Raw genomic sequence first — 18,752 nt, forward strand, 5'->3', positions numbered from 1 at the left:
ATATCACGACACGCTCGTTTGCGGTGTGATCCGGGTCATTGACCCGACTTGTGAGGACGGTCATTCGGTCCTAGCCTTGGAGACAAGGGTGGGAGTTCAATCATGCCGGCAAAGCTGCGATATCGATCGGGGTGGGGCGCCATTTTCTTGGTGCTGCTGTCGAGTAATGTTGCCGCGGCAGCTTGGCAGAGTGTGCCGAGCGAGGGCGACAAGGCTTTTGTCCCGCCACCGGTCACCGAACCCGCGCTGCCGGCTCTCCCAGAGCGGCCCGCGCTAGATACCCGCAGCTATCCGAAATGCCGCGAGGATTATAAGAAGATCGACGCGCCGTTCGACAAGGCGGCCGCGATCAATCGCTGCACGGTGGCGATCGACGCCTATTATTCGCAGAAAATGCTGCCGTACCGCGAGGCGATGATTGTCTATCAAAATGCGCTGTCGTCGCTTTATACGACCAGGGTCGGCGGTAATATGCGCTATTCCCCGGCGACGCAGGACCGCTTCTATAAGGCCGTGATGGCGGAACACGCCGCCTCTGATCCCGAAGGCGCGAACCTCGCTGCATATCGCGGACTTGAGGCGCAATATCAGACCGACCGCGCCTATCTCGCCGACCGCTTCTGCTTCAACACCGGCTGCAACGGTTATCCGGCGCCAGCATCTGGCGTCAAAGTCGTAGCGCCAGAAACCGTCGAGCAGCCCCCAAAAAAGAAGGCCGAGGAAACGAAGCGCGCGGACAGCGACGCTCCCGACCCCAAATGCAAGCGCGCCCGCAAGCGCGGCGGCGCGCTGGGCGGCCTCATCGGCGGTGTGGCGGGTAGCGCCGTGGGCCTCAAGGGCGTCGGTACGCTCGTGTCGGGATTGGTAGGGGCGGTGCTCGTTGCCGAAATCGCGTGCCAGCTCGACGAAAAGGAGCAGAAAGTCGCCGCGGAGGCGACGGTGGCCGTCACGAAAAAGGAAGAGGTCGGTGCGACCGCGAATTGGACGAGCCCGACGCGTGAAGGCGTGGCGGGGTCGTCGACGATCACCGCACTCAACACCGAGCCCAATGGCAGCAAATGTCTGTCGATCACCGACATCGCGATTGTCGAGGGCGAGGAAACGCGCGTATCGAAGCGCATGTGCCGTGCGAAGCCCGGCGAACCTTATAGCATCATGGCCTGACGGCGGCGTTGCGTTTGCACCGCGACGGGACTAGCGGAGGCGTGATGGACGTCTCCGACCTTCGCATCGCCCTGTTCAGCGGCAATTACAACATGACCACCGACGGCGCGAACAAGGCGCTGAACCGTCTTGTGGGCTATCTTCTGGTTCACGGCGCCGCGGTTCGCGTCTATTCGCCGACCGTCGAGCACCCCGCTTTCGAACCGACGGGCGATCTGGTCAGCGTGCCGTCGGTCGCGATTCCAGGGCGGAGCGAATATCGCATTCCCGTGTCCTTTTCATCGCGCGTCCGCGAGGACATCACCGCTTTTGCACCCAATATCGTCCATATCTCCAGCCCCGACCGCGTCGCGCGGCAGGCGGCGGCGTGGGCGCGGCGTCGGCGGCTTCCGGTCGCCTGTTCGGTGCACACGCGTTTCGAAACCTACGTTCGCTACTATAATCTGTCGTTCCTCGAGCCCGTAATGGTTGCGTGGTTGCGCAAGCTTTACCGCAAATGCGATGCGCTGATCGCACCGTCCGAAAGCTTTGCGCAGGTGTTGCGCGAGCAACGGATGAACTATGATATCGGCATCTGGACCCGCGGCGTCGAACAGGGGATTTTCAATCCGGCGCGCCGCGACGTGGCATGGCGCCGCTCGCTCGGCATCGAAGACGATGTTCCCGCGATCGCCTTCCTCGGCCGGCTGGTCATGGAAAAGGGGCTCGACGTGTTCGCCGACGCGGTGGAGGTGCTCCAACGGCGCGGCGTCCCGCACAAGGTCGTCGTGATCGGCGAGGGCCCCGCCCGCGAATGGTTTGAGTCGCGGTTGCCCAACGCGAATTTCGTCGGCTTTCAGGGCGGCGAAGATCTCGCCCACGCGCTCGCCTCATGCGATATCTTCTTCAATCCTTCGGTCACCGAAACCTTTGGCAATGTGACGCTGGAAGCGATGGCTTGCGGGCTGCCCGTCGTCGCGGCGCGCGCGACCGGCAGCGCCAGCATCGTCAAGCATGGGCAGACCGGCTATCTCGTTACCCCGGGATCGATCACCGGCTTTGCCGATCATCTTGAGCGCTATTGCCGCGATATCCAGCTTCGCGCCGAACATGGTTCTGCGGCGGTGCTCGAAAGCGGCGCCTATCAATGGGATGCGATCAACCAGACGGTCGCCGATACCTATATCCGCCTGATCCGCCAAAAGCAGCGCCGCCGGGGCTGAGGAACGATGGCCGAGGATCTGTTCGGCGAGGATGTGCCGGCGGCGCAGCAGGGCAGGGCGACCGGCCCGGTGCCGCTCGCCGAAAAATTGCGTCCTCGCACGCTTGTCGACGTCGTCGGGCAGGAACATCTGACCGGGCCCGAGGGGGCGATCGGCCGGATGGTTGCGGCGGGGCAATTGTCGTCGATCATCCTCTGGGGTCCGCCGGGCACTGGCAAGACGACGATCGCGCGGCTGCTCGCCGAGGCGGTAGGAATGCGTTTCGCGCCGCTATCGGCTGTCTTCTCGGGCGTTGCAGACCTCCGGCAAGCCTTTGCCGATGCCGAAAAGATGGCTGCGGCCGGCAAGCGGACCCTGCTTTTCGTCGACGAGATCCATCGTTTCAATCGTGCGCAACAGGACGGCTTCCTGCCTTATGTCGAGCGCGGCACCGTGGTGCTCGTCGGTGCGACGACTGAGAATCCGAGCTTCGCGCTTAATGCTGCATTGCTCAGCCGCGCGCAGGTGCTGGTGCTCAACCGGTTGGGCGAGGCGGCGCTTGGTACGCTGATCGAGCGTGCCGAGGCAGAGGTTGACCAGCGCCTGCCGGTGACCGACGCGGCGCGCTCGGCGTTGATTGCCAGCGCCGACGGCGACGGCCGCTTCCTGCTCAACCAGGTCGAAACGCTCTTCTCGGTGACGATCGAGGCACCACTCGATCCGGCGGAGCTCGCGCAATTCCTGCATCGCCGGATGCCGGTCTACGACAAGGATCGCGACGGCCATTACAATCTGATCTCGGCGCTGCATAAGGCGCTGCGCGGGTCGGACCCGCAGGCGGCTCTCTATTGGCTCGCGCGCATGCTCGTGGCGGGCGAGGAGCCGCTCTATGTGTTGCGGCGAATCACCCGCTTCGCGAGCGAGGATATCGGCCTCGCCGATCCGCAGGCGCTGGTGCAGTGCCTTGCGGCAAAAGACGCTTACCAGTTCCTCGGATCGCCCGAAGGCGAACTCGCGATCGTGCAGGCGTGCCTCTATTGCGCTACCGCACCCAAGTCGAACGCGGCCTATGCAGCGCAGAAGGCGGCGTGGGCGGCCGCGCGCGAAACCGGTAGCCTCGCGCCGCCCGCCAACATCCTCAATGCGCCGACCAAGTTAATGAAAGATCTGGGTTATGGCGCGGGCTACAGCTACGACCATGATGCGCCCGACGGCTTTTCGGGCGACAATTACTGGCCCGACAATATGGCGCCGGCGACCTTCTATCGCCCCGTCGATCGCGGGTTCGAAAAGCGCATCGCCGAACGGCTCGCCTGGTGGGATGAGCGTCGGCATGTGAAGGAATGACGTCAGTCTTGCCCCGCACCGCGCATGGGTATAGTTTTGGCGCAATCCGGGTCGCGCCGAAACTGGGGTAGTCATCATGGCATTGGCGCTTGTCCTTGCCGCTGCAGCGACACCGATCCTGTCCTGTCCAAGCGGCACTATCGAAACCACCTGCACCGCTGCGGAGGTAACGGCGAAGATCGCGCTGACGCGCGTACGCGTTACCAATATTGCGCAGCGATGCCTTTACGACTTCGGCGGCAAGTGCAGCGTCGAAGCCAGCGGACGGATCAACAGCAGCGACCGCGACGCGACCCTGCTCTGGCAAAAGATGTTGCTTGCGCCGCGCGACGGGCCGCAGGCGCGGATGGTCGTGCTCCTGTCGCAGGACAAGGCGGGCAAGACGGCGCTAGCGGGATTTGCCGAAAGCTCGGGGTCGATCGGGACGCCCGATCTGGTCGTCGACAATGACAAACGGCGGCTCGTCCATATCGGCGGCACACTCGCGGGTAGTGGCGGCGGCAATGCCGACGCGCTTTTCGCGAGCGATACCGACGGACCCAAATGGCGCCGCGTCGATATGTCCGACTGGGCGGAACAGGGCGGGAAGCTACTGCCGACAGGTTATTGGCTGCGCGGCCCGGCGCAATTCACCTTTGACGAGATGTTCGCCTCCGCACCTGTTGCGCGCGACGGCGACGGCAATTGCTGTCCTCGCGGCGGCAACGCTTTCTATGACCTCGATATTCAGGGCGACCGGCTGGTGTTGACGCGCCTGCGCTTCCAGCCCATGCAGCCGTTGGGACGGGACGTCGAGGTTATGGCCGGGACGCTCGAAGACTAGTTCGACGGGACGCATGACGCTTGTATTCGACAGTTGGGACGATGTGGTAGCCTTTGCCTGCACGCTCCCAGAGGTTGAAATGCTTTCCTTTTACGGCACGCCTTGTCCCAAGCTCAACGGCAAGGCTCTCGCGTCTCCCGGACGCGAGCCGGGCAGTTTTGCGGTGATGTGCAAGCCCGACGAAAAGGAAATCCTGCTTGAAACCGATCCCGGCACCTTCTGGCAAACGCCGCATTACGAAGGCTGGCACGCGCTGCTCGTCCGCTTCGGATCGGACGATCCCGAACGCGTCGCCAATGTCATCCGGCGTGCTTGGTGGGATCGTGCAAAAAAGGCGCAGCGGCAGGCTTTCGGCGACCGCCCCTGACCTTCTGTGCGTTCTCGGCGCCTTCCTCTTAGCCGGCGCCGTTCCCGGAGCCGCGCAGGCGCCCAAACCCAACGCCGAGTTGAACCGCGCATGGGCGGCGGGCTATCGCGCTGCGTTCGTCTGTTCGTCGCTCTGGAACGGCGCAGGCAAGCCGATCGAGGCGATCGAGCGCGACGAACTCACCGGCATCTATCCGGAGATTGAGGCCGACGTCCGGGCGTTGAAGGCCGATGTCGATACCGGGGCAAAGCGCGTCAGCGTAAGCTATCGCGACGATATGCCGCCGCGCATCGCCGAATGGAGCGGGCGCGACGGCTGCGTCGCGTTGCCGATCGGGGCACAGTCGGCAGCGATACCCGCCGCCGAGCGCCGCGCCGATCTCGACGCCCGGCCTTGGCCGATCGGCGACAAGGATGCGCGCCGCCCCATTCCCAAGGGCAAGAGCCCGTTCGAGGAAACGGCAATGGGCATCGACCGTTTCGGCGGGCGCACCAGCTCGCTGCTGATCGTCAAAAACGGCCGGATCGCGCTCGAGCGCTATTGGGGCGGGCATGATATCCATACCGCACAGCGCACCTTTTCGGTGGCGAAATCGATGGCGGCGACGTTGATCGGCCATGCGGTGCAGCAGGGCTCGATCGACGTCACAAAGCCCGCGATGATCGCCGAATGGCAGTCGCCGGGCGATCCGCGCGCGGCGATCACGACCGAACAACTGATGCGAATGGCGAGCGGCCTCACCAGCGATACTGCGGGCAACCGCAGCGACGCCATTTATATGGGTGGGGCGTCGGTGCGGCAATGGACTACGCAATGGCCTCTGCTCAACCCGCCGAACAGCCGTTATCGTTATGCCAACAACGACACGCTGCTCGCGACGCTGTCGCTGAAGGCTGCGCTGAAAAAGGCAGGGGCGCCGCTTGACCCCGCCGCCTTCTTCGATCGGATCGGCATGACGCGCACTTTCGTCGAGCATGACAAGGACGGCGATTATATCCTGTCGAGCCAGGTGTGGACGACCGCGCGCGACCTCGCGCGGCTGGGGCTGCTCTATCAGAACGACGGTATGTGGCAGGGTAAGCGCCTGCTTCCCGCCGACTGGCGCCGCTTCGTCACGGCGCCGAGCGGGCCGCAACCCGACGGACCGTTCGGCTATGGCGCGGGCTTCTGGCTGCTGAACAAGTCGGACGGTATTCCCGCCGACGCTTTTGGCGCTTTCGGCAATCGCGGCCAATATGTCGTCATCATCCCGTCGCGCGAACTGGTGATCGTCCGTCAGGGTTATGACGACGACAAGGCCAGGCTCGACACCGCCGAACTCGTCAAGGCCATTGTCGCCGCCGACCGCTGATCATTCGAAGGGCGGGTAACGCTCGAACGCCGGAAGATCGCTCAGCTTTTCCATCCAGCCGATACGCTCGGCAGTCTGAATCTGCGCCTGCGCGGGGATGAGGTCGGGATCGTCGAGCGTTGCGGTCTGCACATCGATTTGGCCGGGAAAGATCGCATCGTTGGTGTAGAAGAGTCCTGTGCCGCAATCGGCACAGAAATGGCGACGGCCATGTTCGGATGATGCGTAGATCTTGGCGTTACCGTCGATTTCGATCTCGTCATTGCCGACGAGCGCCCAGCCGACGAGCGGCGCGCCCGAATGGCGGCGGCAATCGCTGCAGTGGCAAAGCGCGTGATGCTGCACCGCGGTGCTCATCGAATAGCGGATTGCGCCGCAATGACATTGGCCGCTGGCACGTGGGGCTTGCTCGGTCATCGCTTTCTCTCCTCAAGGAATCGAGTGGAGAACATAACATAAACAAATATCGCGTTCAACATGGTTCATCCATCTGTGAAAATATTGAAAAATCGCTCGTTTACGCGATTTTAATCGCGGAAAGATAGTTAACTCCGCTCCATGACCTCAACATCCTCCCTGTTGCTGCGCCTCGATCCCGGCGATGCATTGACGAAGTGGGACGGCGCCTTCACGCGAGAAGAGCTGGTACCCTCTATCATCGTCGCTTGCGCCAGTGCGCTTCTCTTCTCGGGTCTTGGCATTCTCTGGTTCTTTGCCAATGTCGCGCTCCGGCCGCCGGGCGCAAGCATCCCACTGATCTTTGCTCTGGCGATCGTCACCGCTGGCTATTGCACCTTTCGGTTTTCGCCGGTGATCGCCACGGTCCTCGGTTTCATCCTTGCGGTGCAGCTCGGCAAGGTTCTGGGCGCTGAAGCCGGGTATCTAATCTATTCGGCCGGGCGCGGTTTTCCACTGATCGATGCCCAGCTCTATGCGGCCGATCAATGGTTGGGCTTCGATTGGTTGACGATGCTCCATCGGTTCGGCGACTATCCCGCCTTGGTGCATTGGACGCGCATCGCCTATGACCAGGCAGGCATCCAGGCCATGCTGGCCCTGCCCGTGCTGATCCTCGCACGCCAGAACGACCGCCTGATGAAGCTGCTTGCCGCGACCTTCTTGTCGCTGGTCGCCGTTCATCTCATCGCAGTCCTTTTGCCCGCCGTCGGCGCATACGGATATCTGCAGCTGACGGCCGCGGATCACCCGCAGATGGCGCTCAGTTCAGAGGGCCGGACGGTCGTTCATGTGATGCAGTTGCGAACGGGCGCGCTTTTCGATCTAAACCGGTCGTCGATTATGGGACTGATTACCTTTCCCAGCTTTCACACGATCATGGCTATCCAGGCCGCGTGGGCCTTCTGGCGAATTCCTGCGCTTCGCTGGCCAGCGGTGGGGTTCAACCTGCTGGTCTGGATCGGTACGCTGTTCCATGGCAGCCACCATCTCACGGACACCTTTGCGGGCGCAATCGTCGCCGGAGTATCGGTCTATGCCGCTTGCGCGCTTACGACTGTTGTCCGGAACCGATTATATCCGGGAGATCGCCGGTTCGATCAATCGCCCAGATCGACCTGATGCTGCTGCGCCCACGCCAGATACTGACCGCGCGGGTCGGCTGACGGCTGGGCTAGGATCGCCGGCATGTCGGCGCGCAACGCTGCGAGGTCGAGCGAACGGATCATCGCCTTGACGGGGCCAACGCCCGCGGGCGTGATCGACAGGCGTTCGATACCAACGCCGAGCAGCGCCATGGCTTCGAGTGGGCGGCCGCCCATCTCGCCGCACACACCGAGCGCGACCTTCGATCCCGATACCGTGCGGACGACGCGCGCGAGATAACGCATGACGGTCGGCGACAGCCAGTCGTAGCGTTCGGCGAGCCGCGGATGCGCGCGGTCGGCGGCGAACAGGAACTGGGTGAGATCGTTGGTACCGATCGACAGGAAGTCGAGATGCGGCAGCATCAGGTCGAGGGTTTCGAGAAGGCCCGGAACCTCCAGCATCGCGCCATAGCGGATCGCGACCGGCAGTTTCTTGTTGTGGCTCGCGAGCCAGGCGCGCTGGCCGACGAACAGGTCGCGCGCGGCCTCATATTCCCACGGCTCGGATACCATCGGGAACATCACGTTGAGCGTGCGTCCCGCCGCGGCCTCCATCAGCGCGCGCGCCTGAACCTTCAGCAATCCTTCGCGTTCGAGCGCGAGGCGCAGAGCGCGCCAGCCCATCGCGGGGTTTTCCTCGTGCGCGCTGTCGCCGACATTCATATAGGGCAGCGCCTTGTCGCCGCCGATGTCGACGGTGCGAAAGATCACCGGCCGGTCGCCTGCAGCATCGAGCACGTCGCGGTAAAGCCGCTGCTGGCGGTCGCGCGAGGGTAATGTCGCTGACACAAGGAACTGGAATTCGGTGCGGAACAGGCCGATCCCGCGCGCGCCGGTCAGGTCGAGCGCGGCGACATCCTCGCGCAGCCCCGCGTTGATCATCAGCTCGATCGGTACGCCGTCTTTGGTGACAGCGGGCAGATCGCGCAGCGACGCGAGATTGGCGCGGCGCTTTTGCGAAATCTCCAGCTTGGCGTCGAAGGCGTCCTGCACCGCCTGTGTCGGGCGCACGTGGAGCTGGCCTGCCGTGGCGTCGAGCAGCAGCAGGTCGCCTTCGCGGATCGAGGCCCGCACGTCGCTGACGCGGCCGAGCACCGGAACGCCCATCGCACGCGCGACGATGATGACATGCGCGGTCAAGGACCCTTCTTCGAGCACGACGCCTTTCAGGCGGCGGCGATCATATTCGAGCAGTTCGGCCGGCCCAAGGTTGCGCGCGATCAGGATCGAATCCTGGCGGAGCCCCATTTGCGCCGCGGTGCCCATCTGCCCCGACACGATGCGGATCAGCCGGTTCGACAGGTCTTCGAGATCGTGCATGCGGTCGCGCAACAGGGGATCGTCAATCTGACGCATTCGCATGCGGGTGCGTTGCTGGACGCGCTCGATCGCCGCCTCGGCGGTCAGGCCGCTGTCGATCGCCTCGTTGATCCGGCGCGACCATCCCTCGTCATAGGCGAACATCTTATAGGTCTCGATGACCTCCTCATGCTCGCCGCCGACGCCGAAATCAGCCGAGCTCGCCATGCGGTCGATCTGCTCGCGCATCTTGTCGAATGCGGCATAGACGCGGTGCCGTTCGGCCTCGATATCGTCGGCGACCGTATGCTCGATGGTGATGCGCGGCTGGTGAAACACCGCAACGCCCGCGCCCATGCCGTCGACCAGCTTCTGGCCGTTCAGCCGCTGCGCCGACTGATCGGCCGCGGCGGCATCGGTGCGCGCCGCGGTATCGACGAGGTCGGCGTTGGCGATCAGTTCGGACAGCACCATCGCGACGGTCTGCAACGTCTCTATCTCGATATCGTCATAGCGGCGGGGATCGCTGTGCTGGACACACAGCACGCCGACCGCGCGTTCGCGGCGGATGATCGGCACACCGGCGAAGCTGTGGAACAGTTCCTCGCCCGTTTCAGGGCGATAGGAAAAGTCCGGGTGCGCGGCGGCTTCGTCGAGGTTGAGCGTTTCGATCTGGTCGGCGATCGTCCCCACCAGTCCTTCGCCAAGGCCCAGGCGGGTGACGTGCACCGCCTCCTGCTTCAGCCCGCGCGTCGCATAAAGTTCGAGCGCGCCTTCGCGCAGCAGATAGATCGAGCAGACCTCGCTATCGAGGCATTCGCCGATGATCCCGACGACCTGATTGAGCTTGCCCTGCGCATTGGCGCGCGATGCCATGACCTCGTGCAACCGGGTCAGGATATTGCGCGCGGACTGGGCCGCGGTCGAAGGTGGGGGCGGAGCATTGGTCATCGCTCCGCCCTGCTAACAGATGCTTGGCACCGTTGCTATGACCCCCAGCGAATTTCGCTCAGGGTTTCGCGGCGGCCATCTGAATGCCCGGTTCGGTCCTCGGCTGATGACCGCTTTGGGCGCGATAGGCGGCAAGTTCGACCTGATAGCGCGCATAGGCGTCATAGAAGTCGACGAACGGCTGGTCGACCTGTGCCAGCATTGCGGGCGCCATCGCCATTGCACCCGCGCTGTCCATCCCGCTGACCTGCTGCGCGATCGATCCGGCGACGCGGCAGAAATCCTTCTGCGCGGGCGGCTGTGCGAAATAGTTGAACAATTTTGTCGAGGTGCGGTCGCGTGCAGCGATGCCATTGCTACCCGTTTCGCGTCCCAGCCGGGCGATCACCGCGGTTTCGGCCGAGCGGATCAATCCGCCGTGCCGCGCGATGATGCTGTTATAGTCGGCGATCAACTGCAGCGATCCCGGATGCCGGCAACCGATGGCCGCGACGTTGAGCGCGATGCGCAAGTTCCAGAACGCGTCGTGACCGGTCAAATCACGATTTGGCGTTGCATAGTCCCCCTGTGCATCGCGCGGCGGCAGCCGTAAATTGGCTGCTGCATACCCCGGCGCCTGCGGTTCCTGTGGCATATATTGGGCCGCTGCGGGCGCAGCAGCCAACGCCGCCGCGCACGCCGCGGCGAATCCGATCCCTCTGGTCATGTTCCCAATTCCCCCAATGCTCCCCCGAGCAACACCGGACGATCCCGGCGAGGCTGAAGCTAAGCGGTAGGAGAGAGTCGAAAGGTTTCCGGAAATTCATCATGAACGCCCCGTTGAGCATCCATTGCGAGCATTGCTTAACCATGAGGAAATGGTGCGCAGACCGGCAGAAAAGCGGGGAATATCTGACTTGTTACGACAAGGGCCGTGCCGTCGCAGCGTCGACGGCATGACGTCAACCGGCGCGCTGTGCCGTCGCGGAAAATGCGACGAGCCGATGGAAATTCCATCGCCTCGCGAGGGCGGCGTTGCGCGAATGCAACAGGCCGCCCCGCCTGACGTTCAGGTCAGATGCCGGATGGCGACGTTCCCGGTTGTGCAGGTGTTGCGATCGGCGTGGCGGGAGTATTCATAATCACCGGCTTAGGCGCATATTTGGCGTCCCACGCAACGGCGTCGACCTGATATTGGGCATAGGCCTGATAGAAGTCGTTGAACGGCTCATCGAGCCGGGCGAGATGCGCGGGAGCTTGTTCGACGAGCTGCGCGGTCGGCGTCGACGAGACGATCTGCGCGATTTCGTTGGCGCGCGTGCAGAAACCGCGCTGCGCCGGCGGCTGCGCGAAATAGTTGAACAACTGCGTCGACAGGCGATCGCGCGGCGCGATGCCATTGTTCTTATTCTCTTTGCCAAGTTGGGTGATCACCGATTTCTCGGTGGATTTGATCACCTTGCCGTGCGTCTTGATGATGTTGTTGTACGCGGAGACGAGCGTCGTTTCTTCAAGCCCGCGGCAGCCGATGGCGGCCACATTGAGACCGATCTTAAGCTGCCAGAAGGCCTTGTCGCCGGTCACGCCGCTGTTTGCGGTGACAAAACGGCCGTCAAGACCGCGAGCGGGCAGAATCTGGGTCAGCGACGCGTTGCCCGGCGGTAGCGGCCGCGGCGGGATGACCACCGCAACCGGCGGCGGAGGCGGCGGAGGCGGGGGCGGCGGGGCCTTCGGCGCACAGGCCGCAAGGCTCGCAAGCAAACCGGCTACGATGATTTTACGCGACAAATTCATGACCCACTCCCCATCCGCATAAATATGCGGGATCAACCCCGAGCGTGCAACGCCGCTTCGGCCTGTTGCACCAGAGATGCGACGATTGCTGCCGCGCTCTCCTCTTCCGATACCATACCGACAGATTGCCCTGCCATTAACGAACCATTTTCGACGTCGCCGTCGATCACTGCGCGGCGTAGTGCGCCTGCCCAATAATGTTCGATTTCGAGCTGCGCTTCCATCATGTCGACTTCGCCCTTGTCGAGCTTGTTCGCGACTTCGCGCTGTTTCGCAGTGAAAGCCTCCGTGCCCGCATTTTTGAGCGCGCGAACCGGGATCACGGGCAGGCGCGGGTCGATCTGGACGCTCGCGATCGCTTCGCGCGCCGATGCACGTAGAAAGGCTTTTTTGAAATTGGGGTGGGCGATGCTTTCGGTCGCGCAGACGAAGCGCGTGCCGAGTTGCACGCCCGACGCGCCCATTTCCAGATAGGCGGCGATTGCCTCGCCGCGACCGATACCGCCTGCGACGAACACCGGGACCTCGTCCGCGAGCGTGGGCAGGATTTCCTGCGCCAGGACGCTCGTCGACACCGGACCGATATGGCCGCCGGCCTCCATCCCTTCGATCACCAGCGCGTCTACGCCCGAACGAACCAGCTTTTTCGCCAGCGCCAGCGTCGGGGCGAAGCAGATGACCTTGGCGCCCGATGCCTTGATCGCCTCCAGGCTGCCCTTGGGCGGAAGCCCGCCCGCGAGCACGACATGACCGACAGCATGCTTCGCGCACACCTCGATCAATTCGAACAACTGCGGGTGCATCGTGATCAGGTTCACGCCGAAATTGCGTTTTGCGAGCGCTTTTGTCGCCGCGATTTCGGTGTCGAGAAGCTCCGGGGTCATCGCGCCGCACGCAATCACGCCGAAACCGCCGGCATTGCTGATCGCGCTGACCAGATGGCGTTCGGAAACCCAGCTCATCGCACCGCAGAGAATGGCATAGTCGCTGCCGAGAAGCTCGGTTCCGCGGGCCATCAGATCGTTAATTTTGCTCATTGAGCCAGCCTTTGCCAGCACTGGGACTCGCGCGCAATCCCTAGCGTCGCTCGGCCAGTCGGCCCGTCGCACGTGTGATTCCGTTCGGCGCGGTCCGTTGGGCGCGACAACCCAACCTTTCGGCGCAGAAAGCAAATCAATCATTGTCTACTAAATCACTTGGCATATGCTTGTCCGGCGAATCCACGAGGGAAAGGAATTATCATGAGCGCTATCAACGAAGTCGCCAAAGGCGGCTCCGAAGAGGTGCCGCGCGCCATTCAGACTGTGCTCGAAGCACTCGACAAGCTGAAGTTCGGTGCGATCCAGCTGACCGTGCACGAGGGGCGTCTTGTGCAGGTCGATGTGACCGAGCGGCACCGCTACCCCAACTGAATTTTGAGCTCCCAAAGGGACTTATGTCCCACTTGCCGCAGACCGGACCGCCGGATGTGGTGATTTCTATTGCAACAGGAATTGACCCATGACTGCGAAATATCCTTCGGTCCGCCGCCGCGTGCAGGCCTCCTCGCTTACACTGTCCTTTTTGCTCGCGTGCGGCGCGACGCCCGCTTCGGCCGCTGAAACCGCCGCCGACGAAGCCGCTGCCGCCGCTGCGACCGCTGCCGATGCCGCCGTTGATACCGACGATCAGGCCAGCCGCGGCGACATCATCATCGTCACCGCCCGCCGCCGTCAGGAAACCGCGCAGGAAGTACCGGTCGCCATCTCGGTGATCCGCGGCGATTCGATCGAGGCGACAGGCAATTTCAACGTCGTGAAGCTCCAGCAGCTCGCCCCGACGCTGCAGGTCTACACCTCGAACCCCCGCAACACCTCGGTCAATATTCGCGGCCTCGGCGTGCCGTTCGGTCTGACCAGCGACGGTTTCGAGCAGGGCGTCGGCATCTATGTCGACGATGTTTACAATTCGCGCGTTGCCGCCGCGACTTTCGACTTCCTCGATGTCGCGCAGGTCGAAGTTCTGCGCGGGCCACAGGGCACGCTGTACGGCAAGAATACGACCGCCGGCGCAATCAACATTACGACGAACCAGCCGACCTTCGATTTCGAGGGCAGGGCGGAAGTGAGCGTCGGCAATCTCAATTATCGTCAGGCGAAGGCGGCAATTTCCGGCCCGCTGACGGACAAGATTGCAGCGCGCATCGCCATCGCGGCTACCAGCCGACGTGGCACGCTTTATAACACGGTCAGCGATCGCTGGATCAACGAGCAGGACAATCTGGGTCTGCGCGGCCAGTTGCTGTTCCAGCCCAACGAAGATCTCAGCATCACGCTCGCGGGCGACTATAGCAAACAGGACCCCGAAGGTTACGGCACGACCTATGTCCGCGTGGGCCGGACGCAGCGCGCGCTCGCCCGTCAGTATGACGCGCTGGTTGCGGCGGTGAATGCCGCCAATCCGGGGCGCAACTATGCCGTGCCAAGCACCAATCCCTATGACCGCCTGACCGACCTGGATGCCAGCCTGAACGCCGGTAACAAGATCGGCGGCGCTTCGGTGCGCGTTAAATGGGACGTCGGCCCCGGTTCCTTGACGTCGATCAGCGCCTGGCGCTTCTGGGACTGGAAGCCCGAGAATGACCGCGACTTCACCGGCCTCTCGATCGTCTCGAAATCGCAGAACCCGTCGCAGCAGGACCAATATAGCCAGGAATTCCGCTACAATTACGAGGGCGACAAGGTCGATTTCGTCGTCGGCCTGTTCGGCTTCAAGCAGCGGATCGACACGCAGGGGACCGAGCAGCAGGGCGCCGATGCCAGCAAATGGAGCCTGACCGGCGCATTGGCGGATAATCCCGCCGTCCTCAACGGCCTGACCGCCACCAATACGCAATATCTCAAGAGCACCAGCGCCGCGCTGTTCGGCCAGCTTAGCTGGAAGGTGACCGACGCCCTGACGATCCAGCCGGGCGCGCGCGTCAATTATGACAAGAAATCGGGTTTTTACCGGCGCGTCGTGACGAACGGCGCGGGGCAGGTGATCAATTGCACCCCGGCACCAGGCACCAGCCTTCCCGCAATATTGGCGGCGCAGTGCGGCGTCTATCAGCCGCAGGAAAGCGCGCCGTCGGACAGCGCGTGGAACTTCACCTATGATTTCAACGTGAACTACAAGGTCGCGCCCGATATTCTGGCCTATGCGACCTATGCCAAGAGCTTCAAGACGCTGGGCATCAACCAGAATGGCCTGCCGCTGAATGCCGACAACACGGTCAATTATGATGCGAGCACGGTGAAGCCTGAATCGATCGACCATTTCGAAATCGGCCTCAAGACGCAGTTCCTGGACCGGCGCGCGACGTTCAACCTCTCGGCGTATCGCACCGAAATCAAGGATTTCCAGGCTACGGTGAACGGCGGGCAGTTCGGCACGGTGCGCGGCTATCTCGCCAACGCCGACAAGGTTCGGACGCAGGGCATCGAAGCGGACCTCAAGATCGTCGCGAGCGATCGCTTCACCGCTTATGCCAATGGCGCCTATACCGACGCCAAGTACAAGAAGTTCACCAACGCGCCGTGCCCGCCCGAACTGTCGGGCGGAACGCTTCAGCCGGCAAATGCGACGCCAAACTATTCGCAGCCGGGGGTTCCCGGCGCGCTGAGCCCGCGGCAGTGCGACATCTCTGGCCAGCGCCTGCCCGGCGTGTCGAAATGGGCCTTTTCCTACGGCGCCGAAACCAATGTTCCGGTGACGTTGCTGGCGAAGGAAGGGCAGATTTATCTGGGCGTCGACGGCAATTACCGCTCGCATTGGAATTCGAACGCGTCGCCGTCGATCTATACCAATGTAAAGGGCTATGCGCTTACCAACTTCCGCGTCGGTTTCCGCGGCGAGGGCCTCGATGTTTTTGGGTGGGTCCGCAACGCCTTCGATATCGATTATATCGAATTGCTGCAGGTCGCGCCCGGCAACACCGGCCTGATCGCCGGTCAGGTGGGCGACGAGCGCACTTGGGGCGGGACGGTGAAGTTCAGCTTCTGACCTTCATATTCTGGACAAAAGAAAAGGGCCGCCCGCGAGGGCGGCCCTTTCTCTTGCAGGCTGACGGTGTCAGCGCTGCTGCGGGTTCTGGCGGCCCTGATCGGGACGCTGTTCGCTGCCGGGCTGGCGGTTCTCGCCGCCCTGCTGCTGTTGCTGCTGGCGGTGACGATCCGACTGCGGCTTCTTCTCATTCTGCTGGTTGGGGGTGTTAGCCACTTTCCATCTCCTTTTGCCGCGCAAAACATAATCATGCGGCATCCGAAAAACCGACCGCTGCGGCCGATGTTCCGCAACTCGTCGTGCTTTCGCCGAGGCGTGGCCGTTGTGCGATGGACGCGCTGGAGCGTGGAGGAAAGCTGCGTCTATGATCGGACCACTCAATCACTGAATTCACCTTATTCGTTTAGGTCGATGGGCGGACGGGGCCTATCGTTGCCGGGTCAGAGCGAAAGGATGACGGCATCGACTCGCGCCATGCCCGCACCGAAAGCCATATGGTGACCCCCAGGTCGCCCACTCGTCATGCGCCGGTCATCGGCCTGCGCCACGCTTTCCAAGAAACCATAAAAGGAGAGACTGCATGAACGACCCCACCCCCATCGATCCAGCGGGCGGTTGCCCGGTCCATCAGCCGGGAGGCGCACGCGCGCTGCTTGGTCGCACCAACAAGGATTGGTGGCCCGAGATGCTGGCGACCGAGATACTGAACCCGAACGGCTCGTCGAATCCCTTGGGCGATGACTTCGATTATGCGGCCGCCTTCAAGTCGATCGACTATCAGGGGCTGAAGGATGATTTGACCGCGCTGATGACCGACAGCCAGCCCTGGTGGCCGGCGGACTATGGTCACTACGGGCCTTTTTTCATCCGCATGGCATGGCACGCCGCCGGCACCTATCGCACCGCCGATGGGCGCGGCGGCGCCAATAGCGGGCAACAGCGCTTCGCGCCGCTCGACAGTTGGCCCGACAACGGAAACCTCGACAAGGCGCGCCGCCTGCTGTGGCCGATCAAGCAGAAATACGGCAACAAGATCAGTTGGGCCGACCTGTTTATCCTCGCAGGCAATGTCGCGATCGAAAGCATGGGCGGACCGGTCTTCGGTTTCGGCGGCGGCCGCGCCGACGTGTTCGAGCCGGAACGCGACATTTATTGGGGCAGCGAAGACAAATGGGTCAACCAGGGCGTGCAGACGCGCATCGCCCCCGAACATGGCTTCCATGCGATCGAAGGGCCGCTCGCCGCGATCCAGATGGGCCTGATCTACGTCAATCCGGAGGGGCCCCAGGGCAATTCGCACGATGATGAAGGCATGGCGCGCGACATGAAGGAAACCTTCGCGCGCATGGCGATGAACGACGAGGAAACAGTCGCGCTCACCGCGGGCGGCCATACGTTCGGCAAGGCGCACGGCAATGGCGATGCGTCGCTGCTCGGCAACGCTCCCGCGGGCGGCGACCTCGCTGCGCAGGGCTTTGGCTGGGTCAGCGGGCATGAAAGCGGCGGCATCGGAGAGCATACGGTCACCAGCGGCCTCGAAGGCGCGTGGACGAATACGCCGGACAAATGGACCGACAATTTCTTCCGCCTGCTGTTCGATTATGATTATGAGCTGGTGAAGTCGCCGGCGGGGGCCAACCAGTGGCAGCCGATCGACCAGAAGGAAGAGGATATGGCCCCCGCGGCCTGGGATCCGAACCTGAAGGTCCCGACGATGATGACCACCGCCGACATGGCGCTGAAGCGCGATCCGGCATACCGCAAGATCAGCGAGAAGTTCCGCGACGATCATGAGGCGTTTCGGGATGCCTTCGCGCGGGCATGGTTCAAGCTGACCCACCGCGATATGGGGCCGAAGATTCGCTATCTCGGCCCCGAAGTCCCGGCCGAAGATCTGATCTGGCAGGACCCGATCCCCGCCGGCTCGAAGCCGTCGGACGCCGACGTCAAGGCGGTAAAGGACAAGATCACGGCCAGCGGCCTGACCGTCAGCCAGTTGATCAAGACGGCCTGGGCCTCGGCGAGTACCTATCGCAAATCCGACTTCCGCGGCGGGGCCAATGGTGCGCGTGTGCGCCTTGCGCCGCAAAAGGACTGGGAAGTCAACGAACCTGCCGAACTCGCGAAGGTGCTCGGCACGCTCGACGGCCTGCGCGGCAGCCTGTCGATGGCCGACGCGATCGTGCTTGGCGGTGTCGTCGGGCTCGAAAAGGCGATCAAGGATGCGGGTTTCGGCGTTTCGGTGCCCTTCAACGGCGGCCGCGGCGATGCGTCGGCGGAGCAGACCGACGCCGACAGCTTCGCGGTGATGGAGCCCGAGGCTGACGCCTTCCGCAACTATGTCGGCAAGAAGAAGCTCGCGGTGAAGATCGAGGAAATGATGCTCGACCGCGCCTCGCTGCTCGGCCTGTCGGTGCCCGAAATGACGGTGCTGATCGGGGGGCTGCGCGTCCTCGGCGCCAATCACGGCGAGCGCGGGCACGGGCATTTCACAAAACGTTCGGGCCAGTTGACGAACGATTATTTCGTCAACCTGCTCGACATGACCAATGTGTGGAAGTCCGTCGAAGGCTCGGACGACCAGGAATATGTCGCGACCGACCGCGCGAGCGGGGGCGAGACGTGGCGCGCGACACGCGCCGACCTGATCTTCGGCTCGAACGCGGAACTCCGCGCAGTCGCCGAAGTCTATGCCGAGAAGGGCCATGAGGAGAAATTCGTCAAGGACTTCGTAAAGGCGTGGACCAAGGTGATGAACGCCGACCGTTTCGACCTCGCCTGATCCGGCGCCCCGGTCCCGCAATCATGCCGCGGGGCCGGAGGCGGCCAACGGACGACGGGTCGCGACCCGCCCCCGGGGACATGGGCC

General features: G+C 63.2%; 16 protein-coding genes. 10 read left to right on the top strand and 6 right to left on the bottom strand.

What is annotated here, in order from left to right:
* Window positions 1–102: 102 nt before the first annotated feature.
* The 6 genes from SC1_RS04715 to SC1_RS04740 all read left to right on the top strand — a co-directional run bounded on the left by SC1_RS04715 (window position 103) and on the right by SC1_RS04740 (window position 6,233).
* The gene (locus SC1_RS04715) at window positions 103–1,164 is read left to right on the top strand and encodes a hypothetical protein (protein ID WP_062178236.1); all 1,062 of its coding nucleotides are present in this window, start codon (window positions 103–105) and stop codon (window positions 1,162–1,164) included.
* Between the two features lie 44 nt (window positions 1,165–1,208).
* Window positions 1,209–2,366 carry a glycosyltransferase family 1 protein gene (locus tag SC1_RS04720; protein WP_062178239.1) on the top strand — a complete coding sequence of 386 codons (1,158 nt, stop codon included), beginning with the start codon at window positions 1,209–1,211 and terminating at the stop codon, window positions 2,364–2,366.
* 6 nt (window positions 2,367–2,372) lie between these two features.
* Window positions 2,373–3,692: a replication-associated recombination protein A gene (locus SC1_RS04725; RefSeq protein WP_062178242.1), complete on the top strand. Its 1,320-nt coding sequence runs from the start codon at window positions 2,373–2,375 to the stop codon at window positions 3,690–3,692.
* A gap of 76 nt (window positions 3,693–3,768) precedes the next feature.
* The gene (locus tag SC1_RS04730) at window positions 3,769–4,515 is read left to right on the top strand and encodes a hypothetical protein (protein ID WP_062178245.1); all 747 of its coding nucleotides are present in this window, start codon (window positions 3,769–3,771) and stop codon (window positions 4,513–4,515) included.
* A gap of 13 nt (window positions 4,516–4,528) precedes the next feature.
* On the top strand, window positions 4,529–4,882 hold the full coding sequence (locus SC1_RS04735; RefSeq protein ID WP_062178248.1) for an MmcQ/YjbR family DNA-binding protein: 354 nt from the start codon (window positions 4,529–4,531) through the stop codon (window positions 4,880–4,882).
* 79 nt (window positions 4,883–4,961) lie between these two features.
* Window positions 4,962–6,233, top strand: a complete 1,272-nt coding sequence (locus SC1_RS04740; RefSeq protein ID WP_062183583.1) for a serine hydrolase — start codon at window positions 4,962–4,964, stop codon at window positions 6,231–6,233.
* Here SC1_RS04740 and SC1_RS04745 read toward each other — a convergent pair whose 3' ends face one another.
* Window positions 6,234–6,650: a GFA family protein gene (locus SC1_RS04745; RefSeq protein ID WP_062178251.1), complete on the bottom strand. Its 417-nt coding sequence runs from the start codon at window positions 6,648–6,650 to the stop codon at window positions 6,234–6,236.
* A gap of 141 nt (window positions 6,651–6,791) precedes the next feature.
* Here SC1_RS04745 and SC1_RS04750 point away from each other — a divergent pair, with 141 nt between their 5' ends.
* Complete coding sequence (locus SC1_RS04750; RefSeq protein WP_083435686.1) at window positions 6,792–7,811, top strand: phosphatase PAP2 family protein; 1,020 nt, start codon at window positions 6,792–6,794, stop codon at window positions 7,809–7,811.
* Here the strand turns inward: SC1_RS04750 and ptsP are convergent.
* The 4 genes from ptsP to SC1_RS04770 form a co-directional block, all read right to left on the bottom strand.
* Window positions 7,790–10,087: a phosphoenolpyruvate--protein phosphotransferase gene (gene ptsP / locus SC1_RS04755; protein WP_062178265.1), complete on the bottom strand. Its 2,298-nt coding sequence runs from the start codon at window positions 10,085–10,087 to the stop codon at window positions 7,790–7,792. The two genes, SC1_RS04750 and ptsP, sit on opposite strands and share 22 nt — an antisense overlap.
* Before the next feature lie 58 nt (window positions 10,088–10,145).
* Entirely contained in the window at window positions 10,146–10,793 is a 648-nt protein-coding gene (locus SC1_RS04760) for a hypothetical protein (RefSeq protein WP_062178268.1), read from the bottom strand.
* A gap of 347 nt (window positions 10,794–11,140) precedes the next feature.
* Window positions 11,141–11,860 (bottom strand): hypothetical protein, encoded by a 720-nt coding sequence (locus SC1_RS04765; RefSeq protein ID WP_062178272.1) that lies wholly within the window; start codon window positions 11,858–11,860, stop codon window positions 11,141–11,143.
* Window positions 11,861–11,892: 32 nt separating this feature from the next.
* Window positions 11,893–12,897: a nitronate monooxygenase family protein gene (locus SC1_RS04770; RefSeq protein ID WP_062178275.1), complete on the bottom strand. Its 1,005-nt coding sequence runs from the start codon at window positions 12,895–12,897 to the stop codon at window positions 11,893–11,895.
* A 204-nt stretch (window positions 12,898–13,101) separates the two neighbouring features.
* Here SC1_RS04770 and SC1_RS21490 point away from each other — a divergent pair, with 204 nt between their 5' ends.
* Complete coding sequence (locus tag SC1_RS21490) at window positions 13,102–13,272, top strand: YezD family protein (RefSeq protein ID WP_082521326.1); 171 nt, start codon at window positions 13,102–13,104, stop codon at window positions 13,270–13,272.
* Window positions 13,273–13,360: 88 nt separating this feature from the next.
* The gene (locus SC1_RS04775; protein ID WP_083435687.1) at window positions 13,361–15,883 is read left to right on the top strand and encodes a TonB-dependent receptor; all 2,523 of its coding nucleotides are present in this window, start codon (window positions 13,361–13,363) and stop codon (window positions 15,881–15,883) included.
* Between the two features lie 69 nt (window positions 15,884–15,952).
* Here SC1_RS04775 and SC1_RS22090 read toward each other — a convergent pair whose 3' ends face one another.
* Window positions 15,953–16,099, bottom strand: a complete 147-nt coding sequence (locus SC1_RS22090; RefSeq protein ID WP_193749110.1) for a hypothetical protein — start codon at window positions 16,097–16,099, stop codon at window positions 15,953–15,955.
* Between the two features lie 364 nt (window positions 16,100–16,463).
* Here SC1_RS22090 and katG point away from each other — a divergent pair, with 364 nt between their 5' ends.
* Window positions 16,464–18,665, top strand: a complete 2,202-nt coding sequence (gene katG, locus SC1_RS04780) for a catalase/peroxidase HPI (protein ID WP_062178277.1) — start codon at window positions 16,464–16,466, stop codon at window positions 18,663–18,665.
* Window positions 18,666–18,752 lie beyond the last annotated feature (87 nt).

Origin of the sequence: Sphingopyxis sp. C-1 (genome assembly GCF_001047015.1) — a bacterium.
In the GTDB taxonomy this organism is placed as follows: Bacteria; Pseudomonadota; Alphaproteobacteria; order Sphingomonadales; family Sphingomonadaceae; genus Sphingopyxis.